The sequence below is a fragment of the Burkholderiales bacterium genome, assembly GCA_023511995.1.
In the GTDB taxonomy this organism is placed as follows: Bacteria; Pseudomonadota; Gammaproteobacteria; order Burkholderiales; family Thiobacteraceae; genus Thiobacter.
Map to the genome: position 1 here is coordinate 17,376 of JAIMAL010000014.1, position 21,994 is coordinate 39,369.

The following is a 21,994-nucleotide window of genomic DNA, read 5'->3' on the forward strand; positions in this document are numbered from 1 at the left end:
GCCGGGGCAGGCTACCAGCTCGCTTCCTTCTCCGGTGTCGCGGAAATGTGGTGCAGGGAAAGATCAGCGCCGTTGAATTCCTGCTCCTGATCGAGGCGGATACCCACCGTGACCTTGAGCAGGCCATAGACCAGAAATCCGCCCAGCAGGGCAATCGCCACCCCCAGCAGCGTGCCCAGCAGCTGGGCGGGGAAACTCACCCCACCCAGGCCGCCCAAGGCGGGCTGGCCGAAGATGCCGGCGGCGATGCCACCCCAGGCCCCACACAGGCCGTGCAGGGGCCACACCCCCAGCACGTCGTCGATTTTCCATTTGTTCTGGGTGAGGGTGAACAGCCAGACAAACAGACCGCCCGCCACGCCGCCGGTGATGAGGGCGCCGACGGGATGCATGAGGTCGGAACCGGCGCACACCGCCACCAGCCCCGCCAGCGGGCCGTTGTGCACAAACCCCGGGTCGTTGCGGCCAACAAACAATGCCACCAGCGTGCCCCCCACCATGGCCATCAGGGAATTGACCGCCACCAGGCCGCTGATTTTGTCGACGCTCTGCGCCGACATCACGTTGAAGCCAAACCAGCCGACGGTGAGGATCCACGCCCCCAGCGCGAGAAACGGAATACTGGAGGGCGGATGCGCCGTCATCGCCCCATCCTTGCGGTAGCGTCCTTGCCGCGCCCCCAAAAGCAGCACCGCAGCAAGCCCGATCCAGCCGCCCACCGCGTGCACCACCACCGAGCCGGCAAAGTCATGGAAGGGCGCATTTAGGCTGGCGGTGAGCCACTGCTGAAAACCAAAGTTGCCATTCCAGACGATCCCCTCGAAAAAGGGATAGACGAAGCCAACCAGGAGGAAGGTTGCGGCAAGCTGGGGATGGAATTTGGCGCGCTCAGCAATGCCCCCGGACACGATGGCGGGAATGGCCGCGGCAAAGGTGAGCAGGAAGAAAAACTTCACCAGTTCGTAGCCATTCTTTTGCGCGAGCACCGCGGCCCCGGCGAGGAAATGCACGCCGTAGGCGATGCCATAGCCGATGAAGAAATAGGCGAGCGTCGAAACACAGAAATCGGCAAGAATCTTCACCAGCGCATTGACCTGGTTTTTCTGCCGCACCGTCCCGAGCTCCAGAAAGGCAAACCCCGCGTGCATGGCCAGCACCATCACCGCCCCCATGAGCACGAAAAAGGCATCCGTTGCGGCTTTCCCGGCATCCATGGCTCCCTCCCGATAAAAAAGTACGCACTCGAATAGCAAACGCCGTGCCAATGAAGCAAAAGAACCGCCCACACGCGGGTTAGCGCCTCGATCTGGGGCGCAGCGCGTGCGCGATCTCGCCAGACTGGTGCACGGCGCGCACCATCCCGGTGCGGAAGCCAGGGCGGACGCCCCGATATGGTGCCGGAAAAGAGAGGACGCCCCTCAACGGGGAACGGGTTTCTTGGCGAGTTTGCGCTGCAGCGTGCGGCGGTGCATCTTCAGGGCGCGGGCGGTGGCGGAGATGTTGCCCTGATGTTCGGCGAGCACTTTCTGGATGTGCTCCCATTCGAGCCGGTCCACGCTCAGCGGTTCGGCGCTCACGGGCAGCGACGGATCGCCGGCTTCGCGACCAAGGGCGGCGACGATCTCATCCGGGGCGGCGGGCTTGGCGAGGTAGTGGGTGGCACCCAGTTTGATGGCTTCCACCGCGGTGGCGATGCTCCCATAGCCGGTGAGCACCACGATGCGCATGTCCCGGCGCAGGCGGGTGAGTTCCCGCACCAGGGCGAGGCCGGACATACCCTCCATCTTGAGGTCCACGACGGCAAAGGCGGGCGGCCGCCTGCGCGCGGCCAAGAGCGCCTCCTCACCGCTCGCTGCGGCGTGGACGCGAAAGCCCCGGCGCTCTAGGGCGCGCCCGAGCACCCCCCGCAGCGTGGCATCGTCATCCACCAACAACAAATCCCGGTCGGCTTCAACCATGCCCCTCCCCCCTCACCAGGGGCAGACGCACCTCGGTGACCGCCCCACCCCCCAAGCGGTTATGTATCGCCACCCTTCCCTTAAACCGCTCAATGGTGGCATTGGCGAGGTAAAGACCAATGCCCAGGCCCTCCCCCGAGGGGGGCGTGAGGAAACGTTTGCCCGCTGCTTCGATGATCTCCCGCGCAAGCCCTGGGCCGCGGTCGAGGATGCGCAACACCGCCTCCTCCCCTTCGACGACGGCCGCCAGTTCCACGCCCGCCGCTGACACCCGCGCCGCATTGTTGAGGAGATTGAGGAGGGCCTGCTCCAGGGTGTCGTCGGTGCGGATGCGGACCTCCGGCCCCACAGCGGAGGAGAGGGTGAGCGCCATGGCCGGCCACAAAAGCCGCCAGCGCTCCGCCACCTGCTTAAGGAAAGCAGGAAGGCTCACCTCCTGCGCCACCTGCTGGGGAAGCTGCTCCACCGACTCCACCAGGCGCTGCAGCACCGCCTTGCACTGTCCCACCTGGGTGCGGATGAGCGCGAGCTGCGGGGCAAGGTCAGGGTCCCCGGCAAACTCCTCCTCCAATTCGGCGGCCACCACCGCCACCGTGGCCAAGGGCGTGCCCAGCTCATGGGCGGTGCCCGCCGCCAGCGTGCCCAGGGCAACGATGCGTTCGTTGCGCAGGGCCTCCTCCCGCGCGCGGGAAAGCTCCCGCTCCCGCGCCCGCAGCGTCTGCGCGAAACGCTGCACGAAAAAGGTGATGAGGGCCGCGCTGATGACGAAATTGAGCCACATGCCCAGCACATGCAGTCCGAACTGGCCACCTCCATGCATGTGCAGGGCGTGCCGTCCGCCACTCACCAAGGTGGTGAGGGGCGTTTCCTGCTCCATCCCCGGCAGGGGCACGTAGTACTCCAATAGCAGGGTGTAGCAGGCCACCGTCACGAAAGCCATGGCCCAGGCCCGGGGTGCCGACAGGAGCGCTGCCGCCACCGACAGCGGCAGCAGGAATAGGGAAACGAAGGGATTGGTGGCGCCGCCGGTGAAATAGATGAGCAGCGCCAGGGCGGCGACATCCACCAGCAACTGGGCAAACAGCTCCGCTTCCCGCACCGGCCCGCCCCAGCGCAACCGCACCCAGGTGAGGAGCAAAAGGACAAGCAGCGCTCCCACCACGCTGAGCATGGGGCCCAGGGGAAGCGCAAGCCCCAGCCAGAAGACGGCAACGCCAATGGTGGCGAGCTGGCCGGCAATCTCGATGGAACGCAGCACCTGCAGATAGCGCAGGCTTTGGCTTTCGCTGTGCATGGAAACTTGGGCGAAGGTCGTGATTATAGCGCCGCCGCACGCCCCGCCCTGCGACACGATGTCGCAGGGCGGGACAGAGTCAGCCGCGCCGCAGCCAGGCGTCGTAATGCTTGGCGTTCACGAGGAGACGCTCGCGGGTTTTGCGCCAGGGATCGGCCCAGGGCAGGCGGGGCTCGAGGAGGCCGCGACAGAGCGTAAGCAGTCCCGCCACATCGTCGAGATGCACGAACTCCGGTGCCGGGCCAAGCCGGCCGCGGCAGCCGGGCCCGCCCTCGAGCCCCTGGTTGTGGTAATTGCCCAGGGGCACGGCAAGCGCCGCGGTGGCAAAGCCAAAGGCCACCGCCGCCGAACCTTCGCAACTGCCGCCATCCATGAGCCGCCGCTGGTGCCGGCCGGGCAGCAGCGCCTGTGCGACCTCGCTCAACACCTGGGTGGGACCGGGGGAAAAGGGCGTGCGGCGGTCGCCCAGGCGCACGATGGGGCCTTTGCCCACCTCCGCCCCGGGCAGGGTGCGCGAGGCTTCCAGACTCACGCACACCACCGGGCGGCTTGCCCCCTTCAACCAGTTGAGGCGGAAATGGGCCACGGCGCCAGTGAGCCCCACTTCCTCGCCACGGGTGAGCAGGCCGAGAAACGGCGGCCGTCTCCTTTGGGCGAAGCACGCTTCGGCCAAAACCAGGATGGCAAAGACACCGATGAGATCATCCGCGGCGCGGGTATAAAGCCGCCCGCCCTTGAGCCAGACGGGGCTGCCAAAGGTCAAGCCGCCGTAGAGGCTGCCGGCCGCGGGGCGAGGTTTGGGTGGCGGGTCCACATGCACCTCGGCGGTGTCAATGGCAAGCCCGTCACGCCGCAGTCGCACCCCGCGCAGCACCCCTTCGCCGTCGAAGCCGGCTTGGTCGGCAAGCCACACCCGGCTGCCTTCCAGGTGGCGCGTCGGGGAGCCGCCCAGCCAGCGCACCCTGAGCACCCCTGCACGCTGCCAGCGCACGCCGTGAAAGCCCGGATGATCCATGTGGGCGATGAAGACCCGCACCGGCTCGCGGCTTCCTTGAAGAAGGCGCAGATAATCGGCCCGGGAGCCCGCCCCCACCACGAGATTGCCGAAGGGGTCCTGGAAATGGGGCACGCTTGATGCCTGCAGCACCTCCTCGGCAAAGCGACGCACCCGGCCCTCGCGGAAGGGCGCCGTCGGCTGGCCAAGCAAGGCCTTCAGGAGCTGCAGATGCTGGGGCGCGAGACTCACCGGCGACGCCCCAGCAGGGAACCGAGCACGCCGCGCACGATCTGCCGGCCCAACTGGCTGCCGATGGCGCGCACGGCACTCTTCGCCAGCGTTTCCACGAGCCCCTGGCGGCGGCCGTCGCCCATCAGCACTTCGCCCAGCACACCCTTAACCCCGCCCGCCGCGGTGGTCTCGGGGGCCTGCTGGAGGGCGCGGGCGGTCAGCACCTCGTAGGCGGATTCCCGATCCACGGTCTTTTCATAGACGCCGGCAACCAGGGAGTCGGCCATCAGGCGCCGCCGCGTGGCCTCATCGATGGGGCCGATGCGGCTTCGCGGCGGCACGATGAAGGCCCGCTCGGTGACCTGGGGCCGGCCTTTTTCGTCGAGGGTGGAGATCAAGGCTTCACCCACCGCGAGCTCGCTGATCGCCGCCTGAAGGTTAAGGCGCGGATTGGGGCGCATGGTGGTGGCGGCCGCCCTGACCGCTTTCTGGTCCCGGGGGGTGAAGGCACGCAGGGCGTGCTGGATGCGGTTGCCCAACTGGGCAAGCACCGCATCCGGGATGTCGAGGGGATTCTGGGTGACGAAGAACACGCCCACCCCCTTGGAGCGGATGAGGCGCACCACCTGTTCGATCTTGTCCAGAAGCGCCTTCGGCGCATCGTCGAACAGCAGGTGCGCCTCGTCGAAAAAGAACACCAGCTTGGGTTTTTCCACATCGCCCACCTCCGGCAGGCGCTCGAAGAGCTCGGCAAGGAGCCACAACAGGAAGCTCGCATAGACCTTGGGCGAGTCCATGAGTCGCTCCGCGGCGAGAATGTTCACCACACCGCGTCCCCGCGCATCGGTCTGCATGAGATCGGCGAGATCGAGGGCGGGTTCGCCAAAGAAACGCTCCCCGCCCTGGGTTTCCAGCGCCAGCAGGGCGCGCTGGATGGCGCCGATGGAAGCGGCGGAGACATTGCCGTAGCGGGTGGTGAACTCCCGCGCATGCTCCCCCACATACTGCACCATGGCCCGCAGATCCTTGAGGTCGAGGAGCAGCAGGCCGTTGTCGTCGGCGATCCTGAACACCAGGGCAAGCACGCCTTCCTGGGTCTCGTTGAGATTGAGCAGGCGGGCGAGGATAAGGGGCCCCATTTCCGACACGGTGGCCCGCACCGGATGCCCCAGCTCGCCGAAGACATCCCAGAAGGTGACCGGGCAGCCTTCGAAGGTCCACTCGCCGAGTCCCAACTTTTCGATGCGCTCGCGGATTTTGGGCGAGGGCTCGCCGGGCTGGCTGATGCCCGACAGATCCCCCTTGATGTCGGCGAGGAAAACCGGCACGCCAATGCGACTGAAGTTCTCCGCCAGCACCTGCAGGGTGACGGTCTTGCCGGTACCGGTGGCACCACTGATGAGGCCATGCCGGTTGGCCATCTTCGGCAAAAGCCAGACGTCGTTTTCGCCCCTGGCGATGAGCAGCGCCTCCGCCATGTCGCCCTCCGCGAATCTCGATAAAAGCAGGGCCCGATGGTACCATGTCGCTCTCTTTCCTGAGGAATCCGAGCACCATGGCAGGTCATTCCAAGTGGGCGAACATCCAGCACCGCAAGGAGCGTCAGGACGCCCGGCGGGGCAAAATCTTCACCAAGCTGATCCGGGAAATCACCGTCGCCGCGCGGCTGGGCGGTGGCGACCCCAATTTCAATCCGCGCCTGCGCCTGGCCATCGAAAAAGCCAAGGCGGAAAACATGCCCAGCGAGAACATCGAGCGCGCCATCAAGCGCGGTACCGGTGAGCTGGAGGGCGTGCATTACGAGGAAGTGCGCTACGAAGGATACGGGCCGGGGGGAGCGGCGGTGATGGTGGATTGTCTCACCGACAACCGCACGCGTACCGTCGCCGATGTGCGCCATGCCTTCAGCAAACATGGCGGGAATCTGGGCACCGATGGCTCGGTGGCCTTCCTCTTCAAGCATTGCGGCCAGATCGTGCTCGCTCCCGGCACGCCGGAAGACAAGGTGATGGAGGCGGCCATCGAGGCGGGCGCGGAAGACGTGCTCACCAACGACGATGGCAGCATCGAGGTCATCACCGCGCCCCAGGATTTCGCTGCCGTCAAGGCCGCCCTGGAGAAGGCGGGACTGAAACCGGCCTTCGCCGAAGTGACCTTCAAGCCCACCACGGAAACGGAACTCAAGGGCGAGGACGCAGCGAAGATGCAAAAACTCCTGGACGCCCTGGAGAATCTCGACGACGTGCAGGAAGTCTATACGACGGCGGTGCTGAACCCGTGAGACAAGCGCGCAGGTCGCAGAAAAAGGCCAATGCCGGGGGGAGAGCCTTCGGCGGGCCAAGCGGGTGCCGCCGGCTCATCCCAGCAGGCGGGAAGCGGGGCGATGCGCATCCTGGGGATTGATCCGGGGCTCATCGTCACCGGCTTTGGCGTCATCGACCGCAGGGGCGGACGGCTCACCTATGTCACCAGCGGTTGCATCCGCACGCCGGCCGGCGAGCTGCCCGGGCGCCTGAAATGCATTTTCGATTCCATCACCCGCATCATCCTCGACCACCGGCCGGAGCAGGTGGCGGTGGAAGAGGTGTTCGTCAACGTCAATCCCAAGTCCACCCTCCTTTTGGGCCAGGCGCGGGGCGCGGCCATCTGCGCCGCGGTGGCGCAGGATCTCCCCCTTTCCGAATACACCGCCCTGCAGGTCAAGCAGGCGGTGGTGGGCAATGGTCACGCGCAGAAGGAGCAGGTACAGGAGATGGTCAGACGTCTTTTGCAACTGCCGGGACTGCCCAGTGCCGACGCCGCCGATGCCCTCGCCTGTGCCATCTGCCACGCCCATGGCGGGGGTAAACTGGGGGCGCTGCCCCTCGAGGGCCTGCGCATGCGCAACGGACGCCTCATCAGATGAGCCTGCGTGAGCCCAGCCTCGCGGCCCTGCCCAACCCCGTCACGCGTTATTTCCTCGCCACGCGGCCGGGCTTCCTCACCATCACCGTGGTGGGTTGTCTCATCGGCCTGGCCTCAAGCCTGCATACGGGGCTGCGCCTCGAGACCACGCGCGCCCTGTTCACCCTCCTCGGCGCCCTGATCGCCCACGCCGCGGTGAATGTGCTCAACGACTATTACGATGCCCGCAATGGCACCGATGCACGCAACGAGGATCGGCTCTATCCCTACACCGGCGGCAGCCGCTTCATCCAAAACGGCGTGCTCACATTGCACGCCACAGGGGTGTTTGGCTTTTCGCTGCTGCTTTGCGTGATCCTCCTCGGTGGAATGCTCGCCGCGGAGGTGGGACCGGGGCTTGTCGTCATCGGTGCCGCGGGACTTTTCATCGGCTGGGCCTACTCCGGCGAGCCTTTGCGCCTCAACAGCCGGGGACTGGGTGAGCTTGCCGTCGCCGTGGGCTTCCTCCTCGTCGTGGTGGGAACGGATTTCGTTCAACGGGGGGCCTTCGCCCCGCTGCCCTGGCTTGCCGGTCTACCCTACGCGCTCTGGGTGACCGCCATCCTCTACGTCAACCAGTTCCCGGACCGGCGGGCGGATGCCGAAAGCGGCAAGCGCCATTGGGTGGTGCGCCTGGCTCCCCGGCAGGCGGCGTGGGGTTATGGTCTCATCCTCATCGTCGCGTATGGCGTATTGCTTCTCGGCGTGGCCCTGCGATACCTGCCCATGGCCGCGGCTGCCGCCTTCGCTGCCCTGCCCATGAGTCTTGCCGCCTTCCGTCATCTGCTGCGCCATAGCGACACGCCGCAAGCCCTGCGGCCCGCCATCCGCATGATCCTTGGCGCCGCCCATCTGGGCGGGCTTTTCATTGCCGCCGCCCTGTGGCTCACGAAAGGGACCCCATGATTGGTCGCATCACCGGCATCCTTTTGGACAAACGCCCGCCCCAGATCGTGGTGGATGTCAACGGCGTGGGTTATGAGCTAGATGTGCCCATGAGCACCTTCTACACGCTTCCGCCCACAGGGGAGCGGGTGAGCCTGCACACCCACCTGGTGGTGCGCGAGGATGCGCATCTTTTGTATGGGTTTGCTAGCGAGGAGGAGCGGCAGACTTTCCGCCTTCTTCTCAAGGTGAGCGGCATCGGCGCCAAGACCGCGCTCGCGGTGCTGTCAGGGCTGACGGTGGCCGATCTGCGCGAGGCGGTGATGCGCCAGGAGACGGCGCGTCTTATCAAGGTGCCGGGCATCGGCAAGAAGACCGCCGAGCGCCTGCTTCTGGAACTCAAGGACAAACTGGCACCCGTGGCCACCACCCAGCCCGCGCCAGCCGGTGTGGCATCCGACATCCGCAATGCGCTCCTGGCCCTTGGGTATAATGACAAGGAAGCCAGTTGGGCCGTGAGTCAACTGCCCCCTGATCTTTCCGTCTCTGACGGTATCCGCCAGGCTCTACGGCTCCTTTCCAAATCATGATCGAAACCGACCGCCTGATCGCCGCCGCGCCCCTCTCGCCCCAGGAGGAAGCGTGGGAACGCGCCCTGCGCCCCCGCGCCCTGACGGAATACGTGGGACAGCAGAAGGCCCGGGAACAGCTTTCCATCTTCATCGAGGCGGCGCGGCGGCGGGGCGAGGCGCTCGATCACGTGCTGCTCTTCGGCCCGCCGGGGCTGGGCAAAACCACCCTCGCCCACATCATCGCCCGCGAGATGGGCGTCAACCTACGCCAGACTTCCGGCCCGGTCCTGGAGCGGGCGGGCGATCTGGCGGCGCTGCTGACCAATCTGGAACCCAACGACGTCCTTTTCATCGACGAGATTCACCGCCTGTCACCGGTGGTGGAGGAAATCCTCTATCCGGCGCTGGAGGATTTCCAGATCGACATCATGATCGGTGAAGGACCCGCGGCGCGCTCGGTGAAACTCGATCTGCCGCCCTTCACCCTGGTGGGGGCCACCACGCGCGCCGGCATGCTCACCAATCCCCTGCGCGACCGCTTCGGCATCGTCGCCCGGCTGGAGTTCTACAGCGCCGAAGAGCTCAAGCAGATCGTCACCCGCGCCGCCAGACTACTCAACATTGAGCTCTCGCCGGAAGGGGCGCTGGAAATCGCCCGCCGTTCCCGCGGCACGCCCCGCATTGCCAACCGGCTGCTACGCCGGGTGCGGGACTATGCCGAAGTACGCGCCGGCGGCACGGTCACCCCGGAGGTGGCGGACGCCGCCCTGTCCATGCTGGACGTGGACACGGTGGGGCTGGATACCATGGACCGCAAGCTGCTGGCCGCGGTGGTGGAAAAATTCGGCGGCGGACCGGTGGGCCTGGAAAATCTCGCCGCCGCCATCGGCGAGGCACCGGATACCATCGAGGACGTGCTGGAACCCTTCCTCATCCAGCAGGGTTACCTGATGCGCACCCCGCGGGGCCGGGTGGCCACACGCCTCGCCTACCAACACCTGGGCCTTCCCACCCTGGGCACGACGGGCGATCTCTGGAAGGAACAGTGAACCACCCCCCTTCCCCGCCTGCCTTCACCTGGCCCGTGCGCGTCTATTACGAGGACACCGACGCCGGTGGGGTGGTCTATTACGCCAACTACCTCAAGTTCCTCGAGCGCGCGCGCACCGAGTGGCTGCGGGCCGCGGGTTTCGAACAACCGCAACTTTTGCGTGACTTCGATGTCATCTTCGTCGTGCGCACCCTGACGATAGAATACCTGCGCCCCGCCCGCTTCAACGATCTGCTCACCGTCACCGTGCAGCCCGAACGCATTGGCCGCAGTCTTCTGCAACTGGGACAGACCATTGAGCGCGAGGCCCTCCTCGCCCGCGCGCGGGTGGAGATCGTCTGCGTGCAGGGCACGACCTTCAAACCGGTCAGCATTCCCGCACCCCTGCGTCATTGTCTGGGAAGCCTGTCGTGAAACTGGAAACGAGCACCGATCTGTCCTTCCTCAGCCTGGTGGCGAATGCAAGTCTCGTCGTACAGCTCGTCATGCTGCTTCTGCTTCTCGCCTCCTTCATGTCTTGGCTTTTCATCTTCCAGAAATATTTCGCCCTGCGCGAGGCGGCGCGTCAGGCCGATGATTTCGAGCGGGAGTTCTGGGGCGGCGTCGATCTCAATCTGCTCTTCCAGTCCCTCACCTCCGGCCCCATCGTGCCCCGCGGCATGGCCAAGATTTTCGAGGCGGGCTTTCGCGAATTCGCCAAACTCAAACGCCAGGGGGGCATGGACATCAGCGCCGTCATGGATGGCACGCGCCGTGCCATGCGCGCCGCCTACCAGCGGGAGATGGACCGGCTGGAACGCCAGCTTTCCTTTCTCGCCACGGTGGGTTCGGTGAGCCCCTACGTGGGCCTGTTCGGCACCGTGTGGGGGATCATGAATGCCTTCCGAGGCCTTTCCAACGTGAGTCAGGCCACCCTCGCCCACGTCGCCCCCGGCATCGCCGAAGCCCTGGTCGCCACCGCCATGGGGCTTTTCGCCGCCATTCCCGCGGTCGTCGCCTACAACCGCTACACCCATGACATCGACCGCCTGGCCACCCGCTACGAAAGCTTCATGGAGGAGCTCTCCAACATCCTGCAACGTCAGGCACGCTGAACGCCATGTCCCGTCGCCCCCGCCGCCAGATCAACCAAATCAACGTCGTGCCCTTCATTGACGTGATGCTGGTTTTGCTCATCATCTTCATGGTGGCCGCACCCCTCATCAATCCCGGCGAGATCGAACTGCCACGGGTGGGCAGCGAACTCAAACCGCCGGTAGCCCCGCTGGAAGTCATCATCCAGGCGGACAATCGCCTGAAGCTGCGCGACCGCGCCGGCAGGGGCACGGAAATCACCGTAAGCCGCCCGGAGCTTTTGCGCCTGATCCGGGAAAAACAGGCAAGCCAGCCCGAGCAGCCGGTGGTGATCGCCGCCGACCGCAGCGTGCGCTACGAAAAAGTCCTCGAGGTCATGGACCTGCTGCAGCAAAACCAGGTGAAAAGAGTGGGCCTGCTGGCCAAGCCCGCAGGAAGCTGATGGATACCCGACTCGATCCCCCCTCCGACACCCTGCGCGCGGCGCTGCTCGCCCTCGCCGTGCACCTCGTCTTCTTCCTGCTTTTGGCCATTGGTGTGCGCTGGCAGCAGCGGGAACCGGAAGCGGTGACCGCCGAGCTGTGGGCGGAACTGCCCGCCGCGCCCCGACCCGTGCCACCGCCGCCTGCTGCCGAAATGCCGCGCCCGGCCGAACCCCGGGTGGAACCGCGGGCGGCGCCGAAAGTGGAAACCGCCAAGCCCGACATCGCCCTCAAGGCGCGCAACGAAACGCACAAGCCGGAGCCCCTGAAACCGGAACCGCCCCGGCCGCAAAAACCGGAGCCGCGCAAGGCGGAGCCGACCCCACCGCCGCCGACGCCGTCGGCACACGATCCCCTGCAGCAACAGTTGGAGCTCATCCAGCGCCAGCAGGCCATGGCCGAGGCCGCCCGCGCCGCCGCGGCTCAGCAGTCGGTGATCGACGACTACAAGGGCCGCATCCGGCGCAAGGTGCGCGGCTTCCTCAACCGCCAGCCCTGCGGCGAAGCCAATGTGCAACTGGAATTCGACATCGCGTTGCTGCCCACCGGGCAACTGCGCAGCCCGCCGGTGCTTCGCCGCGCTAGTGGCCTGCCGGCCTGCGACCGTGCGGTAGAATATGCCATCGTCCAGGCCGATCCGCTGCCGGTGCCGCCGCAGCCGGAAATCTTTCAGGCCTTCCGTAACCTGCACCTGGTCATCCGTCCCAATGATCCGAGCGACTGATTCCGCGAAACCGCTTCGCTTGGCCCTCCTGCTTGTTCTGTGGCTTGTGGCGGCGATCCCTGCGCGCGCCACCCTCACCATCGAGATCAGCGGCGGGGCCGCATTGCAGATTCCCATCGCCATCGCCCCCTTCCAGGGCGAGGAGGCATTCGATGAGCGCGTCTCCGCCATCATCGCCGCCGATCTCGCCCGCAGCGGCCAATTCAAAATCGTGAGCACGGCGGGCATCAATCCTCTGCCGCAGACACCGGCGGAAGTGAGAATCAGCGAATGGAAGGCACGAGGCGCATCCAGCCTCGTCATCGGCAACATCGTGCGTCAGCCCGGCGGGCGACTGGATGTCCAGTTCCGCCTGCTGGACACGGTCAAGGCGGATCCCCAGGCACCGGGCGGGGTGATCCAGCTTGCCGGCTTCAGCCTGCCCACCCAACCGTCACAGTTGCGCCTCACCGCGCACCAGATCGCCGACATCATCTACGAAAAACTCACCGGTGAGCCGGGGGTCTTTGCCACCCGCATCGCCTACGTCACCAAGCGGGGCAACCTGCACGAATTGCAGGTGGCGGATGCGGACGGCGCCAATGCCCAGACCGTCTTCCGCTCGCGGGAACCCATCATGTCCCCGGCCTGGTCACCGGATGGCAGCCGCCTTGCCTATGTCGCCTTTGAAGCGAAGAAGCCGGTGATCTACATCCAGGAACTGGCCACCGCGCGGCGCACCGTGCTCGCCAACTTCAAGGGCAGCAACAGCGCCCCGGCCTGGTCCCCGGACGGCAGCCAACTCGCCATCGTCCTCACCAAGGATGGCAGTTCGCAGATCTATGCCATCAACGCCGATGGCAGTGGCTTGAAGCGCCTCACCCGCAGCGACGCCATCGATACCGAACCCAGCTGGTCACCGGATGGCCGCTACATCCTCTTCACCTCCGACCGCGGCGGCAGCCCGCAGATTTACCGCATGCCGGCCTATGGTGGAGAAGCCGTGCGCCTCACCTTCCAGGGCAGCTACAACGTCACGCCCCGTTACAGCCCGGACGGCAAAAGCTTCGTCTTCATCCAGCGGGAAGGGGGCCGCTTCCGGCTGGCAATCCAGGACATCGCCTCCGGCCAGGTCCAGGTGCTGACCGATGGCGGATTGGACGAATCCCCGAGCTTCGCGCCCAATGGCAGGTTGATCCTCTACGCGACGGAACAGCGGGGACGCGGGCAGCTCGCCGCCGTCTCCAGCGATGGCCGGGTGAAACAGAAACTCAGCACGGAAGCCGGTGACGTGCGCGAGCCGGCGTGGGGACCCCTGTTGAAATCGCGCCCCTAGTTTTTGTCAACTGCTCAGCAAAAGGAGAATGCAATGAAACGACTCACCCTGGGTGTCTTCCTCGTGGCTTTGCTGGCCGGCTGCGCCAGCACGGAACCGGCCAAGGAACAGGCGCGGGCACCGGTGGAGGACCGCGCCGCCCAGCCCGCCGCCAAGGCCGAAGGCAGTGCCACACCGCTGGCGCCTGCCGCAAGCCAAGTGAATCCCCTGCGCGATCCCAACAACATCCTCTCCAAGCGCAGCATCTATTTCGATTACGACAGTGACGCCATCAAACCCGAATACAAGCCCCTCATCGAAGCCCACGCCAAATACCTGACGGAGCACAGGTCGGCGAAAGTGTTCCTGCAGGGGAATGCGGACGAGCGGGGCAGCCGCGAATACAACCTGGCCCTCGGCCAGCGTCGGGCCGACGCGGTGCGCAAGATGATGAGCGTGCTGGGTGTGGACGAAAAACAGATGGAGTCGGTGAGCTTCGGCGAGGAAAAACCCCGCGCCACCTGCCATGACGAGTCCTGCTGGTCGCAGAACCGCCGCGTGGACATCGTCTACGAGGGCGAATGAGCATGGCGCATAAGCGCTGGCTACTCGCGCTGCTGCTCGCGGCCGTGAGCCTTCCGGCGGCCGCGGGCCTTTTTTCCGACGACGAGGCACGCGCCGGTGTCACGCGGCTGGGCCAGGAAACCCAGAAACTGCGCGAGGACCTCACGGCCTTGGAGCAGCGCATCGGCCGTCTCGATGCCCAGTTGCGCGCCCAGGGCCTCATCGATCTCGTGCAGCAGGTGGAGGCGCTGAAAACGGAGCTTGCCCGCCTGCGCGGCCAGATCGAGGTCAACACCCATGCCCTGGAAACCCTGGAAAAGCGGCAGCGGGACCTCTACGTCGATCTGGATGAGCGCCTGCGCAAGCTGGAAAAAAGCGGCGAGCCCGCCCCTGCTGCTGCGCCGGCGTCCCCCACCGCGGCCGCACCACCCGCCGCCGGCGCGGATGAAAACCGCGCCTACGAGGCCGCCTTCAATCTGTTCAAGATGGGCAACTATCAGGCGGCCATCGCGGCCTTCGAAAATTTCCTGAAGAACTATCCGGCCAGTCCCCTGGCGGCCAACGCCCAGTACTGGATCGGCAATTCCTACACCGCGCTCAAAGACTACAAGGCCGCCATCGCCGCCCAGCAGAAGCTTTTGAGCCAGTATCCGGCAAGTCCCAAGGTGCCGGATGCGCTGCTCAACATGGCAAGCGCCCAGGCGGAGCTGGGTGACCGCAACGCCGCGCGGCGAACCCTGGAGGACCTGATCGCCCGCTATCCCACCAGTGCTGCGGCGGAGCTTGCGCGCAAGCGGCTGGCCAGTCTCAGATAAAGGGCCGGGTCATGGCCACCGGCTGGTTCAGCCATGCCGACTGCGCCCGCCACGACATGGGGCCCTGGCATCCGGAGCAGCCCGCACGGCTTGCCGCCATCGAGGCGGCGCTCAAGGCAGGGCCCTTTTCGCAGCTCATCCGCTTCGAAGCGCCCCTGGTCGATGAGACGGCGCTTGGCCGCGTCCATCTGCCGGCCTACGTCGAGGCCATCAAACGCGCCGCCCCTTCCGCGGGGCAGGTGGTACTTGACCCGGACACCCGCATGAATCCCCATTCCCTCGCCGCCGCCCGGCGTGCCGCCGGCGCCGTGGTGGCAGCCGTGGACCGGGTCATGGCGGGCGACATCGACAACGCCTTCTGCGCCGTCCGACCTCCCGGCCATCACGCCTGCCGCGACCGGGCCATGGGTTTTTGCCTCTTCAACAACGTGGCGGTGGGTGCAGCCCACGCCCTGGCGGTCCATGGCTTGGCGCGGGTGGCCATCGTGGATTTCGACGTCCACCACGGCAATGGCACGGAAGACATCTTCCACGACGACGAGCGGGTGCTCCTCGCCTCCAGTTTCCAGCACCCTTTCTATCCCTTCTCCGGTGCCGATTCCGGCAACGAACACATCATTCCCATGCCCCTTCCCGCAGGTTCCGGCAGCCGCGAATTCCGCCATGCCTGGGAGCACATCGGTCTGCCGGCGCTGGCGCGTTTCGCCCCCGAGTTCATTTTCTTCTCCGCCGGCTTTGATGCCCACCGCAACGATCCGCTGGCGGGACTCAATCTCGAAGAAGAGGATTTTGCCTGGCTGACCCGGGAGGTGGCGGCGATCGCAGGACGCTTCGCCCGCGGCCGCATGGTCTCCACCCTGGAGGGCGGCTATGACCTCACGGCCCTGGCCGCCAGCGTCACCGCCCACGTTCAGGTGCTGCTCAACGCCGCTTCATAGGCCCGGCGGGCGGCGTCGCTGAAGCAGACGAGATAAACCTTCTCGATTTCCGGATAACGGACCAACGCCGCCTCCACCTCGCGCACGGCGATGCGGGCGGCCCGCTCCAGGGGGAAGCGGTAGGCACCGGTGGAAATGGCGGGAAAGGCAATGGTGTGGAGACCCTGTTCGTGGGCAAGCCGCAGGCTCTCCCGGTAGCAGCTTGCAAGGAGCGCGTCTTCGTTGTGACCCCCGCCCTGCCAGACCGGCCCCACGGTGTGGATGACATACCGCGCCGGCAGCCGGTAACCCTTGGTGATGCGCGCCTGCCCGGTGGGGCAACCGCCGAGGCCACGGCACTCGGCAAGGAGCTCGGGCCCCGCGGCACGATGGATGGCGCCGTCCACACCACCGCCCCCCAGCAGCGTTTCGTTGGCGGCATTGACGATGGCATCCACCGCCAGCCTGGTGATGTCGCCCTGGATGACCTCGATGCGGGAATTCATGGCGCCATGAGCACGAGATTGTCGCGGTGAATGAGCTCCGGCTCGTCCACGTAGCCGAGGATGGCCTCGATGCGCGAGGAGGGCTGCCGCAGGATTCGCCGTGTCTCGCTGGAATCGTAGTTGACGAGCCCGCGGGCGATCTCGCGGCCGGCGCCATCGACGCAGGCGACCACCTCGCCGCGTCCGAAATCGCCGCTGGCCTCCACCACGCCGATGGGCAGAAGGCTCTTGCCCTCCTCCACCAGGGCGCGCACGGCGCCATCATCCAGCACCAGCCGCCCGCGCACCTGCAGGTGATCGGCGAGCCATTTCTTGCGCGCCGCGATCTTGTTCGCCTCGTCCGCCAAAAGCTGGGTGCCGATGAGCTCCCCTTTGGCCAGACGCACCAGCACGTCGGGTTCCCGTCCCCAGGCAATCAGGGTATGGGCGCCGCTGCGCGCCGCCCGCTTGGCCGCCAACACCTTGGTGAGCATGCCGCCGCGGCCGATGCCGGTGCCGGCACCCCCCGCCATCTTTTCCAGCTCGGGATCACCGGCGCGCGCTTCCTGAATGAGCCGCGCATGGGGGTCTTGGCGCGGATCGGCGGAATACAGCCCCTTCTGGTCGGTGAGGATGACCAGCGCATCCGCCTCGATGAGATTGGTCACCAGGGCCCCCAGGGTGTCGTTGTCACCAAACTTGATCTCTTCGGTGACCACGGTGTCGTTTTCGTTGATGATGGGAATGACATTGAGGGCAAGCAGGGTGCGCAATGTGGAGCGGGCGTTGAGATAGCGGGCACGGTCGGCCAGGTCGTCGTGGGTGAGCAGCACTTGGGCGGTATGCAGCCCATGCTTGCGGAAACAGGTTTCATAGACCTGCACCAGACCCATCTGCCCCACCGCCGCCGCCGCCTGCAATTCATGCAGGGCATGGGGACGTCTCTTCCAGCCGAGGCGCTGCATGCCTTCGGCGATGGCCCCGCTGGACACCAGCAGGACCTGTCTGCCCATTTCCTTGAGCCGCGCCACCTGATCGGCCCAGTGGGCGATGGCGGCGCTGTCGAGGCCCCGACCCTCGTTGGTGACGAGACTGGAGCCCACCTTGACCACCAGGCGTTTGCATTTGGCAAGGATGGATTGCATGGAAGCCTATTATCCCAGATTCGTCAGGAGGCCGGCCTGTGCCTTCGAGTGGCGTTTTGGGTGAGTCAAATCGCCTCTGCCTCGCGATACATCCCGCCTGCTCAGCCGGTTTCCGGCCGTCCGGCTCCGTCCATGATCGAGGCGGGCGCCGGCGCCTCATCCTTCTTGGCAAGATGCGCCGCGATGGCCTCAATCACCCGCGCGCAGCCCTCGCCGCGGATGGCGGAGACGGCAAACCACGGTCCGTGCCAGTCGAAATCCCGCAGGAATTTTTCGATGCGGGCTTCCCGTTCCGCCTCGGGCAGCAGATCGATCTTGTTGAGCACGAGCCACCGGGGCTTGGCGTAGAGACCGGGATCATACTTGCGCAGCTCCTCCAGGATGGCCCGCGCATCCCGCACCGGATCGACCGCCGGATCGAAAGGCGCGATATCCACGATGTGGAGCAAAAGACGGGTGCGCGACAGATGGCGCAGGAATTGGTGGCCCAGACCATGCCCTTCGGCGGCCCCCTCGATCAGGCCGGGAATGTCGGCGATGACGAAACTGCGCGCCACGTCCAGCCGCACCACCCCCAGATTGGGGTGCAGCGTGGTGAAGGGATAATCCGCCACCTTGGGACGCGCGGCCGAGACGGCGCGGATGAAGGTGGACTTGCCCGCATTGGGCAGCCCCAGCAGCCCCACATCGGCGAGCACCTTGAGCTCCAGCTTGAGTTCCCGTTCCTCCCCCGGTTCGCCGCGCGTAAATTGACGCGGGGCCCGGTTGGTGCTCGACTTGAAATGCAGATTGCCAAGACCGCCGCGCCCACCGCGAGCCAGCATGACCCGCTGGCCGTCGTGGGTGAGGTCGGCGAGAACCTCGCCGGTGCGAACATCGGTGATCACCGTGCCCACCGGCATGCGCAGCTCGATGTCCGGGGCGGAGGCGCCGTACTGATCGGAGCCGCGGCCCGGCTCCCCATCCCGCGCCCGGTGCAGACGCTGGTAACGGTAGTCCACCAGGGTGTTGATGTTGCGGTCGGCGACGGCGTAGATGCTGCCCCCCCGTCCGCCGTCGCCGCCATCCGGCCCACCGCGGGGCACGTATTTTTCCCGTCGGAAGGAGGCACAGCCGTCCCCACCCTTGCCCGCATGAACGCGGATGATGGCTTCGTCGATGAATTTCATGGCTGGCTCACGGGGGTGCCAAAAAACAACAGGCCCTATTCGCGGGAATAGGGCCTGCCAGTGGGAAAACAAGCGCCGTCAGGCGTTCAGGGGCTCGATGCTCACCACGTGGCGCTTCAGCGGACCCTTGATGGCGAACTGCACCTTGCCGGCGACTTTGGCAAACAGGGTGTGGTCTTTGCCCATGCCCACGTTCACGCCCGGATGGAAGCGGGTGCCCCGCTGACGCACGATGATCTCGCCGGCGTTCACCACCTGGCCGCCGTAACGCTTGACCCCCAGACGTTTCGCTTCCGAATCGCGGCCATTGCGGGAACTGCCGCCTGCTTTCTTGTGTGCCATGGCTTACCCCTTACTTGGCGATGCTCTCGATCTTGAGCTCGGTGTAGTGCTGCCGATGCCCCTGGTGTTTCTGGTAGTGCTTGCGCCGGCGCAGCTTGAAAATCTTCACCTTCGGATGCCGCCCCTGCGCCACGACCTTCGCCGTGACACTGGCTCCCGCCACCAGGGGGCTGCCCACGGTGACGTTTTCGCCGTCCACGAGCATGAGCACCTGGTCGAGGACGACCTCTGCGCCCACCTCCGCGGGGATGCGCTCCACTTTCAGTTTTTCTCCGGGGGCAACGCGATACTGCTTGCCACCGGTTTTGACGACCGCATACATGGGATTCTCCGGATGTGCCTTTCGGAAAACGGCGAATTGTACGCAAAAAGCGGCACCCGGTCAAAGCCGGTGGGCAAAAAAATCCCCGGGCGGATGGCGACCCGGGGCAAAGCGGAGCAGAACCTGGACAACGCCCCTTGAGGAGGCGTGCGGGCGGTGCCGCAACAACGGTCCGTACTATAGAACAGACCCCGGCTTATGTCAAAGACATATCAGCGGGTGCATGCCGGCGGGATGGCAGAGGTTTTCCACAAAGCCTGTGGATAACCCTGTTGAAAAGCCGTGGGAAGATGCCCTAAGTCGCGCCGGAAGGCGGCAATTTGGCCGCTGCCGGTTTTTTGTGCGGAACCTAACCCGTTGATAAATCATGAAAACCGGAAAAACCCCGCGTCGCGGGCGCAAGCTTCCGGCGGCAAGGCACCGCATGTGGACAGGTGTTAAACTGGGGCCATGTCCTTCGCCGACCTCGGCCAGCAGGCCATCCCCGTCTCCGAGCTCAACCGCCGTGCCCGCGCGCTCCTGGAAAACCAGTTCCCCCCCTTGTGGGTGAGCGGGGAAATTTCCAATCTGACCCGGCATGACTCCGGCCACTGGTATTTCTCCCTCAAGGACGAGAAGGCCCAGGTGCGCTGCGTGATGTTCCGCCATCGCAACCGCTATGTGGATTTCGAGGTGCGGGACGGCATGCAGGTGGAGGCGCGCGCCGTTGTCACCCTCTATGAGCCGCGGGGGGACTTCCAGCTCAACGTGGAAAGCCTGCGCCCCGGGGGGCTCGGCGCCCTTTACGAGGCGTTTGCCCGCCTCAAGGCCAAGCTGGAAGCGGAAGGCCTGTTCTTGGCCGAGCGCAAACGGCCGCTGCCCGCCTATCCCCGCGTCATCGGCATCGTCACCTCGCCCCAGGCCGCCGCCCTGCGGGACGTGCTCACCACCCTGCGCCGCCGCATGCCCACCCTCCCCGTGATCATCTATCCCACGCCCGTGCAGGGACGGGGCGCCAGCCTCGCCATCGCCGCGGCCATCCGCACCGCCAACCGCCGGCGGGAATGCGACGTGCTGATCCTCTGCCGCGGCGGGGGCAGCCTCGAGGACCTCTGGGAATTCAACGAGGAGGTGGTGGCGCGGGCGGTGGCGGAAAGCGACATCCCCATCGTGACCGGCATCGGGCACGAAACCGATTTCACCATCGCCGATTTCGCCGCCGACGTGCGCGCGCCCACCCCCACCGCCGCGGCGGAGCTCGCCAGCCCCAACCGCGTGGAGCTCGCCCGCCGCCTGGAACGGCTGGTCGTGCGCCTGGCCCGGGACATGCAGCGCGCCCTGGAGACGCGCATGCAGCATCTCGATCACCTGTCCAAACGCCTGCAGCATCCCGGCGCGCGGATCGCACAACACCGCATGCAGCTTGATCATCTCGCGAGCCGGCTTTTGCAGGCGGCGGCAAAGGGCCTTGAGGGGCGCCGCTGGCGGCTTTTGCATCTGGCCGGCCGGCTTGCTGCCGCCCGTTTCGATCCCGCCCGGCACCGGCAGACCCTCTCCCACCTCGCCGGCCGCCTGGTGCGCGCCGCCGCGGCGAGGATGGCCCGGGAACGGGAGACCCTGGCGCGCCTCACCGCCCATCTCGTCCATCTCAACCCGCGGGCGGTGCTGGAACGGGGCTACAGCATCGTGCAAAACAAGGAAGGGAAGATCATCACCGACAGCCGCCAGATCACGGTGGGGGAAGCCCTCAAGCTCACCTTTGCCGTCGGCGGGGCGGAGAGCCGCGTGCTGGCCACGCGGCCGCCTACGCCTCCAGAAACCGACTGACGTGCTCCATGAGCTGCGGGAAAAGCCGCGCATCGAGGCAGTCCAGCACCACCGCATCCCGCATCGCCCTAAGCCACGTCATCTGTCGCTTGGCAAGCTGACGGGTGGCGACGATCCCCTGCTCGCCGAGCGCCGCGCGGGGGATTTCTCCCTCCAGGTATTGCCAGACCTGACGGTAGCCGACACAGCGCATGGAAGGCATTCGTGGGCTCAAGGCGTAGTGGGCGCGCAGCCACTCCACCTCCTCGATCAGGCCTTGCTCCAGCATGCGCTGGAAGCGCTCGGCGATGCGCCGGTGCAGCACTGTGCGCTCCCCCGGCATGAGGACGATGGGCAGCACGCGATAGGGAAACGCCTCGCCAAGGGCCGGGCCGGAAAGCAGCCGGGACAGGGGCTTACCGGTGAGGTGAACCACTTCCAGGGCGCGCTGGATGCGCTGCGCGTCGGTGGGTTTGAGGCGCGCCGCCGTTTCCGGGTCGAGGCGGGCGAGTTCCCCGTGCAGTTGCGGCCAGCCGACGGCCCGGGCGCGCGCCTCGATCTCCGCCCGCAGGGTCCAGTCCGCCTCCGGCAACTCACTCAACCCTTCCCGCAGCGCCTTGAAGTAGAGCAGGGTGCCCCCGACCAGCAGTGGCACGCGGCCGCGGGCGGTGATTTCCGCCATGCAGCGCATCGCATCCTCGCGGAAACGGGCGGCGGAATAGCTTTCCGTGGGTTCGATGAGGTCGATGAGATGGTGGGGGGCGATGCGCAAGGTTTGCGCATCCGGCTTGGCGGTGCCGATGTCCATGTGCCGGTAGACCTGGGCGGAGTCCACGCTGATGATTTCCAGCGGCAGCCGGCTGGCCAGCATCACCGCCGCCGCGGTCTTGCCGCTCGCTGTGGGCCCCATGAGAAACACCGCCGGCGGACGTTTGCTCATCGTTT

25 protein-coding genes are annotated in these 21,994 nt (G+C 66.2%); 14 read left to right on the plus strand and 11 right to left on the minus strand.

Annotated features, from left to right (window positions below):
* Nucleotides 1-11: 11 nt before the first annotated feature.
* The 5 genes from K6T56_08380 to K6T56_08400 all read right to left on the minus strand — a co-directional run bounded on the left by K6T56_08380 (nt 12) and on the right by K6T56_08400 (nt 5,958).
* A complete protein-coding gene (locus K6T56_08380) occupies nt 12-1,214 on the minus strand; it encodes an ammonium transporter (GenBank protein MCL6556360.1) in 1,203 nt (400 codons plus the stop codon).
* A gap of 204 nt (nt 1,215-1,418) precedes the next feature.
* Complete coding sequence (locus tag K6T56_08385) at nt 1,419-1,958, minus strand: response regulator transcription factor (GenBank protein MCL6556361.1); 540 nt, start codon at nt 1,956-1,958, stop codon at nt 1,419-1,421.
* Nucleotides 1,951-3,252: a sensor histidine kinase gene (locus K6T56_08390; GenBank protein MCL6556362.1), complete on the minus strand. Its 1,302-nt coding sequence runs from the start codon at nt 3,250-3,252 to the stop codon at nt 1,951-1,953. The genes K6T56_08385 and K6T56_08390 overlap by 8 nt, the downstream gene beginning before the upstream one ends.
* Nucleotides 3,253-3,331: 79 nt before the next feature.
* The gene (locus K6T56_08395; protein ID MCL6556363.1) at nt 3,332-4,498 is read right to left on the minus strand and encodes a hypothetical protein; all 1,167 of its coding nucleotides are present in this window, start codon (nt 4,496-4,498) and stop codon (nt 3,332-3,334) included.
* Entirely contained in the window at nt 4,495-5,958 is a 1,464-nt protein-coding gene (locus K6T56_08400; protein MCL6556364.1) for a DUF853 domain-containing protein, read from the minus strand. Before K6T56_08400 ends, K6T56_08395 begins: the two co-directional genes overlap by 4 nt.
* Nucleotides 5,959-6,035: 77 nt before the next feature.
* Here K6T56_08400 and K6T56_08405 point away from each other — a divergent pair, with 77 nt between their 5' ends.
* From K6T56_08405 to K6T56_08465, 13 genes are all read left to right on the plus strand, one after another.
* Nucleotides 6,036-6,761, plus strand: a complete 726-nt coding sequence (locus tag K6T56_08405) for a YebC/PmpR family DNA-binding transcriptional regulator (protein ID MCL6556365.1) — start codon at nt 6,036-6,038, stop codon at nt 6,759-6,761.
* Nucleotides 6,762-6,863: 102 nt separating this feature from the next.
* A complete protein-coding gene (gene ruvC / locus K6T56_08410; protein ID MCL6556366.1) occupies nt 6,864-7,385 on the plus strand; it encodes a crossover junction endodeoxyribonuclease RuvC in 522 nt (173 codons plus the stop codon).
* A complete protein-coding gene (locus K6T56_08415; protein MCL6556367.1) occupies nt 7,382-8,329 on the plus strand; it encodes a prenyltransferase in 948 nt (315 codons plus the stop codon). Before ruvC ends, K6T56_08415 begins: the two co-directional genes overlap by 4 nt.
* A complete protein-coding gene (ruvA, locus tag K6T56_08420) occupies nt 8,326-8,898 on the plus strand; it encodes a Holliday junction branch migration protein RuvA (protein ID MCL6556368.1) in 573 nt (190 codons plus the stop codon). Before K6T56_08415 ends, ruvA begins: the two co-directional genes overlap by 4 nt.
* Nucleotides 8,895-9,929, plus strand: coding sequence for a Holliday junction branch migration DNA helicase RuvB (ruvB, locus tag K6T56_08425; GenBank protein MCL6556369.1), 1,035 nt, complete (start codon nt 8,895-8,897; stop codon nt 9,927-9,929). Before ruvA ends, ruvB begins: the two co-directional genes overlap by 4 nt.
* The gene (gene ybgC / locus K6T56_08430) at nt 9,914-10,345 is read left to right on the plus strand and encodes a tol-pal system-associated acyl-CoA thioesterase (protein MCL6556370.1); all 432 of its coding nucleotides are present in this window, start codon (nt 9,914-9,916) and stop codon (nt 10,343-10,345) included. Before ruvB ends, ybgC begins: the two co-directional genes overlap by 16 nt.
* Before the next feature lie 2 nt (nt 10,346-10,347).
* Nucleotides 10,348-11,025: a protein TolQ gene (tolQ, locus tag K6T56_08435; protein ID MCL6556371.1), complete on the plus strand. Its 678-nt coding sequence runs from the start codon at nt 10,348-10,350 to the stop codon at nt 11,023-11,025.
* Between the two features lie 5 nt (nt 11,026-11,030).
* Nucleotides 11,031-11,447 carry an ExbD/TolR family protein gene (locus tag K6T56_08440; protein MCL6556372.1) on the plus strand — a complete coding sequence of 139 codons (417 nt, stop codon included), beginning with the start codon at nt 11,031-11,033 and terminating at the stop codon, nt 11,445-11,447.
* Entirely contained in the window at nt 11,447-12,211 is a 765-nt protein-coding gene (locus K6T56_08445) for a TonB C-terminal domain-containing protein (protein ID MCL6556373.1), read from the plus strand. The genes K6T56_08440 and K6T56_08445 overlap by 1 nt, the downstream gene beginning before the upstream one ends.
* On the plus strand, nt 12,195-13,526 hold the full coding sequence (tolB, locus tag K6T56_08450; protein MCL6556374.1) for a Tol-Pal system beta propeller repeat protein TolB: 1,332 nt from the start codon (nt 12,195-12,197) through the stop codon (nt 13,524-13,526). Before K6T56_08445 ends, tolB begins: the two co-directional genes overlap by 17 nt.
* A 33-nt stretch (nt 13,527-13,559) precedes the next feature.
* Entirely contained in the window at nt 13,560-14,090 is a 531-nt protein-coding gene (gene pal / locus K6T56_08455) for a peptidoglycan-associated lipoprotein Pal (protein MCL6556375.1), read from the plus strand.
* Nucleotides 14,087-14,884, plus strand: coding sequence for a tol-pal system protein YbgF (gene ybgF / locus K6T56_08460; GenBank protein MCL6556376.1), 798 nt, complete (start codon nt 14,087-14,089; stop codon nt 14,882-14,884). Before pal ends, ybgF begins: the two co-directional genes overlap by 4 nt.
* Nucleotides 14,885-14,895: 11 nt before the next feature.
* Entirely contained in the window at nt 14,896-15,822 is a 927-nt protein-coding gene (locus K6T56_08465) for a histone deacetylase family protein (protein ID MCL6556377.1), read from the plus strand.
* Here the strand turns inward: K6T56_08465 and K6T56_08470 are convergent.
* The 5 genes from K6T56_08470 to rplU all read right to left on the minus strand — a co-directional run bounded on the left by K6T56_08470 (nt 15,795) and on the right by rplU (nt 19,264).
* The gene (locus K6T56_08470) at nt 15,795-16,307 is read right to left on the minus strand and encodes an O-acetyl-ADP-ribose deacetylase (protein MCL6556378.1); all 513 of its coding nucleotides are present in this window, start codon (nt 16,305-16,307) and stop codon (nt 15,795-15,797) included. The genes K6T56_08465 and K6T56_08470 overlap by 28 nt on opposite strands.
* Nucleotides 16,304-17,431, minus strand: a complete 1,128-nt coding sequence (gene proB, locus K6T56_08475) for a glutamate 5-kinase (protein ID MCL6556379.1) — start codon at nt 17,429-17,431, stop codon at nt 16,304-16,306. Before proB ends, K6T56_08470 begins: the two co-directional genes overlap by 4 nt.
* A 101-nt stretch (nt 17,432-17,532) precedes the next feature.
* Complete coding sequence (gene obgE / locus K6T56_08480; GenBank protein ID MCL6556380.1) at nt 17,533-18,600, minus strand: GTPase ObgE; 1,068 nt, start codon at nt 18,598-18,600, stop codon at nt 17,533-17,535.
* Between the two features lie 78 nt (nt 18,601-18,678).
* Entirely contained in the window at nt 18,679-18,942 is a 264-nt protein-coding gene (gene rpmA, locus K6T56_08485; protein ID MCL6556381.1) for a 50S ribosomal protein L27, read from the minus strand.
* A gap of 10 nt (nt 18,943-18,952) precedes the next feature.
* Nucleotides 18,953-19,264, minus strand: coding sequence for a 50S ribosomal protein L21 (gene rplU / locus K6T56_08490; GenBank protein ID MCL6556382.1), 312 nt, complete (start codon nt 19,262-19,264; stop codon nt 18,953-18,955).
* Nucleotides 19,265-19,714: 450 nt separating this feature from the next.
* Here rplU and xseA point away from each other — a divergent pair, with 450 nt between their 5' ends.
* Nucleotides 19,715-21,070 (plus strand): exodeoxyribonuclease VII large subunit, encoded by a 1,356-nt coding sequence (gene xseA / locus K6T56_08495; GenBank protein ID MCL6556383.1) that lies wholly within the window; start codon nt 19,715-19,717, stop codon nt 21,068-21,070.
* Here xseA and miaA read toward each other — a convergent pair.
* Nucleotides 21,048-21,989, minus strand: a complete 942-nt coding sequence (gene miaA, locus K6T56_08500; protein MCL6556384.1) for a tRNA (adenosine(37)-N6)-dimethylallyltransferase MiaA — start codon at nt 21,987-21,989, stop codon at nt 21,048-21,050. The two genes, xseA and miaA, sit on opposite strands and share 23 nt — an antisense overlap.
* Nucleotides 21,990-21,994: the final 5 nt, after the last annotated feature.

What these genes read in the sequence shown, in the direction of transcription:
- K6T56_08465 (MCL6556377.1), top strand. Translation starts at nt 14,896, where the DNA reads ATGGCCACCGGCTGGTTCAGCCATGCCGACTGCGCCCGCCACGACATG.
- xseA (MCL6556383.1), top strand. Translation starts at nt 19,715, where the DNA reads ATGTCCTTCGCCGACCTCGGCCAGCAGGCCATCCCCGTCTCCGAGCTC.
- rpmA (MCL6556381.1), bottom strand. Translation starts at nt 18,942, where the DNA reads ATGGCACACAAGAAAGCAGGCGGCAGTTCCCGCAATGGCCGCGATTCG.
- proB (MCL6556379.1), bottom strand. Translation starts at nt 17,431, where the DNA reads ATGCAATCCATCCTTGCCAAATGCAAACGCCTGGTGGTCAAGGTGGGC.
- K6T56_08470 (MCL6556378.1), bottom strand. Translation starts at nt 16,307, where the DNA reads ATGAATTCCCGCATCGAGGTCATCCAGGGCGACATCACCAGGCTGGCG.
- K6T56_08440 (MCL6556372.1), top strand. Translation starts at nt 11,031, where the DNA reads ATGTCCCGTCGCCCCCGCCGCCAGATCAACCAAATCAACGTCGTGCCC.
- rplU (MCL6556382.1), bottom strand. Translation starts at nt 19,264, where the DNA reads ATGTATGCGGTCGTCAAAACCGGTGGCAAGCAGTATCGCGTTGCCCCC.
- K6T56_08385 (MCL6556361.1), bottom strand. Translation starts at nt 1,958, where the DNA reads ATGGTTGAAGCCGACCGGGATTTGTTGTTGGTGGATGACGATGCCACG.
- K6T56_08415 (MCL6556367.1), top strand. Translation starts at nt 7,382, where the DNA reads ATGAGCCTGCGTGAGCCCAGCCTCGCGGCCCTGCCCAACCCCGTCACG.
- K6T56_08400 (MCL6556364.1), bottom strand. Translation starts at nt 5,958, where the DNA reads ATGGCGGAGGCGCTGCTCATCGCCAGGGGCGAAAACGACGTCTGGCTT.
- tolB (MCL6556374.1), top strand. Translation starts at nt 12,195, where the DNA reads ATGATCCGAGCGACTGATTCCGCGAAACCGCTTCGCTTGGCCCTCCTG.
- ybgF (MCL6556376.1), top strand. Translation starts at nt 14,087, where the DNA reads ATGAGCATGGCGCATAAGCGCTGGCTACTCGCGCTGCTGCTCGCGGCC.
- K6T56_08380 (MCL6556360.1), bottom strand. Translation starts at nt 1,214, where the DNA reads ATGGATGCCGGGAAAGCCGCAACGGATGCCTTTTTCGTGCTCATGGGG.
- K6T56_08390 (MCL6556362.1), bottom strand. Translation starts at nt 3,252, where the DNA reads ATGCACAGCGAAAGCCAAAGCCTGCGCTATCTGCAGGTGCTGCGTTCC.
- K6T56_08445 (MCL6556373.1), top strand. Translation starts at nt 11,447, where the DNA reads ATGGATACCCGACTCGATCCCCCCTCCGACACCCTGCGCGCGGCGCTG.
- miaA (MCL6556384.1), bottom strand. Translation starts at nt 21,989, where the DNA reads ATGAGCAAACGTCCGCCGGCGGTGTTTCTCATGGGGCCCACAGCGAGC.
- K6T56_08405 (MCL6556365.1), top strand. Translation starts at nt 6,036, where the DNA reads ATGGCAGGTCATTCCAAGTGGGCGAACATCCAGCACCGCAAGGAGCGT.
- pal (MCL6556375.1), top strand. Translation starts at nt 13,560, where the DNA reads ATGAAACGACTCACCCTGGGTGTCTTCCTCGTGGCTTTGCTGGCCGGC.
- obgE (MCL6556380.1), bottom strand. Translation starts at nt 18,600, where the DNA reads ATGAAATTCATCGACGAAGCCATCATCCGCGTTCATGCGGGCAAGGGT.
- ruvA (MCL6556368.1), top strand. Translation starts at nt 8,326, where the DNA reads ATGATTGGTCGCATCACCGGCATCCTTTTGGACAAACGCCCGCCCCAG.
- ruvC (MCL6556366.1), top strand. Translation starts at nt 6,864, where the DNA reads ATGCGCATCCTGGGGATTGATCCGGGGCTCATCGTCACCGGCTTTGGC.
- ruvB (MCL6556369.1), top strand. Translation starts at nt 8,895, where the DNA reads ATGATCGAAACCGACCGCCTGATCGCCGCCGCGCCCCTCTCGCCCCAG.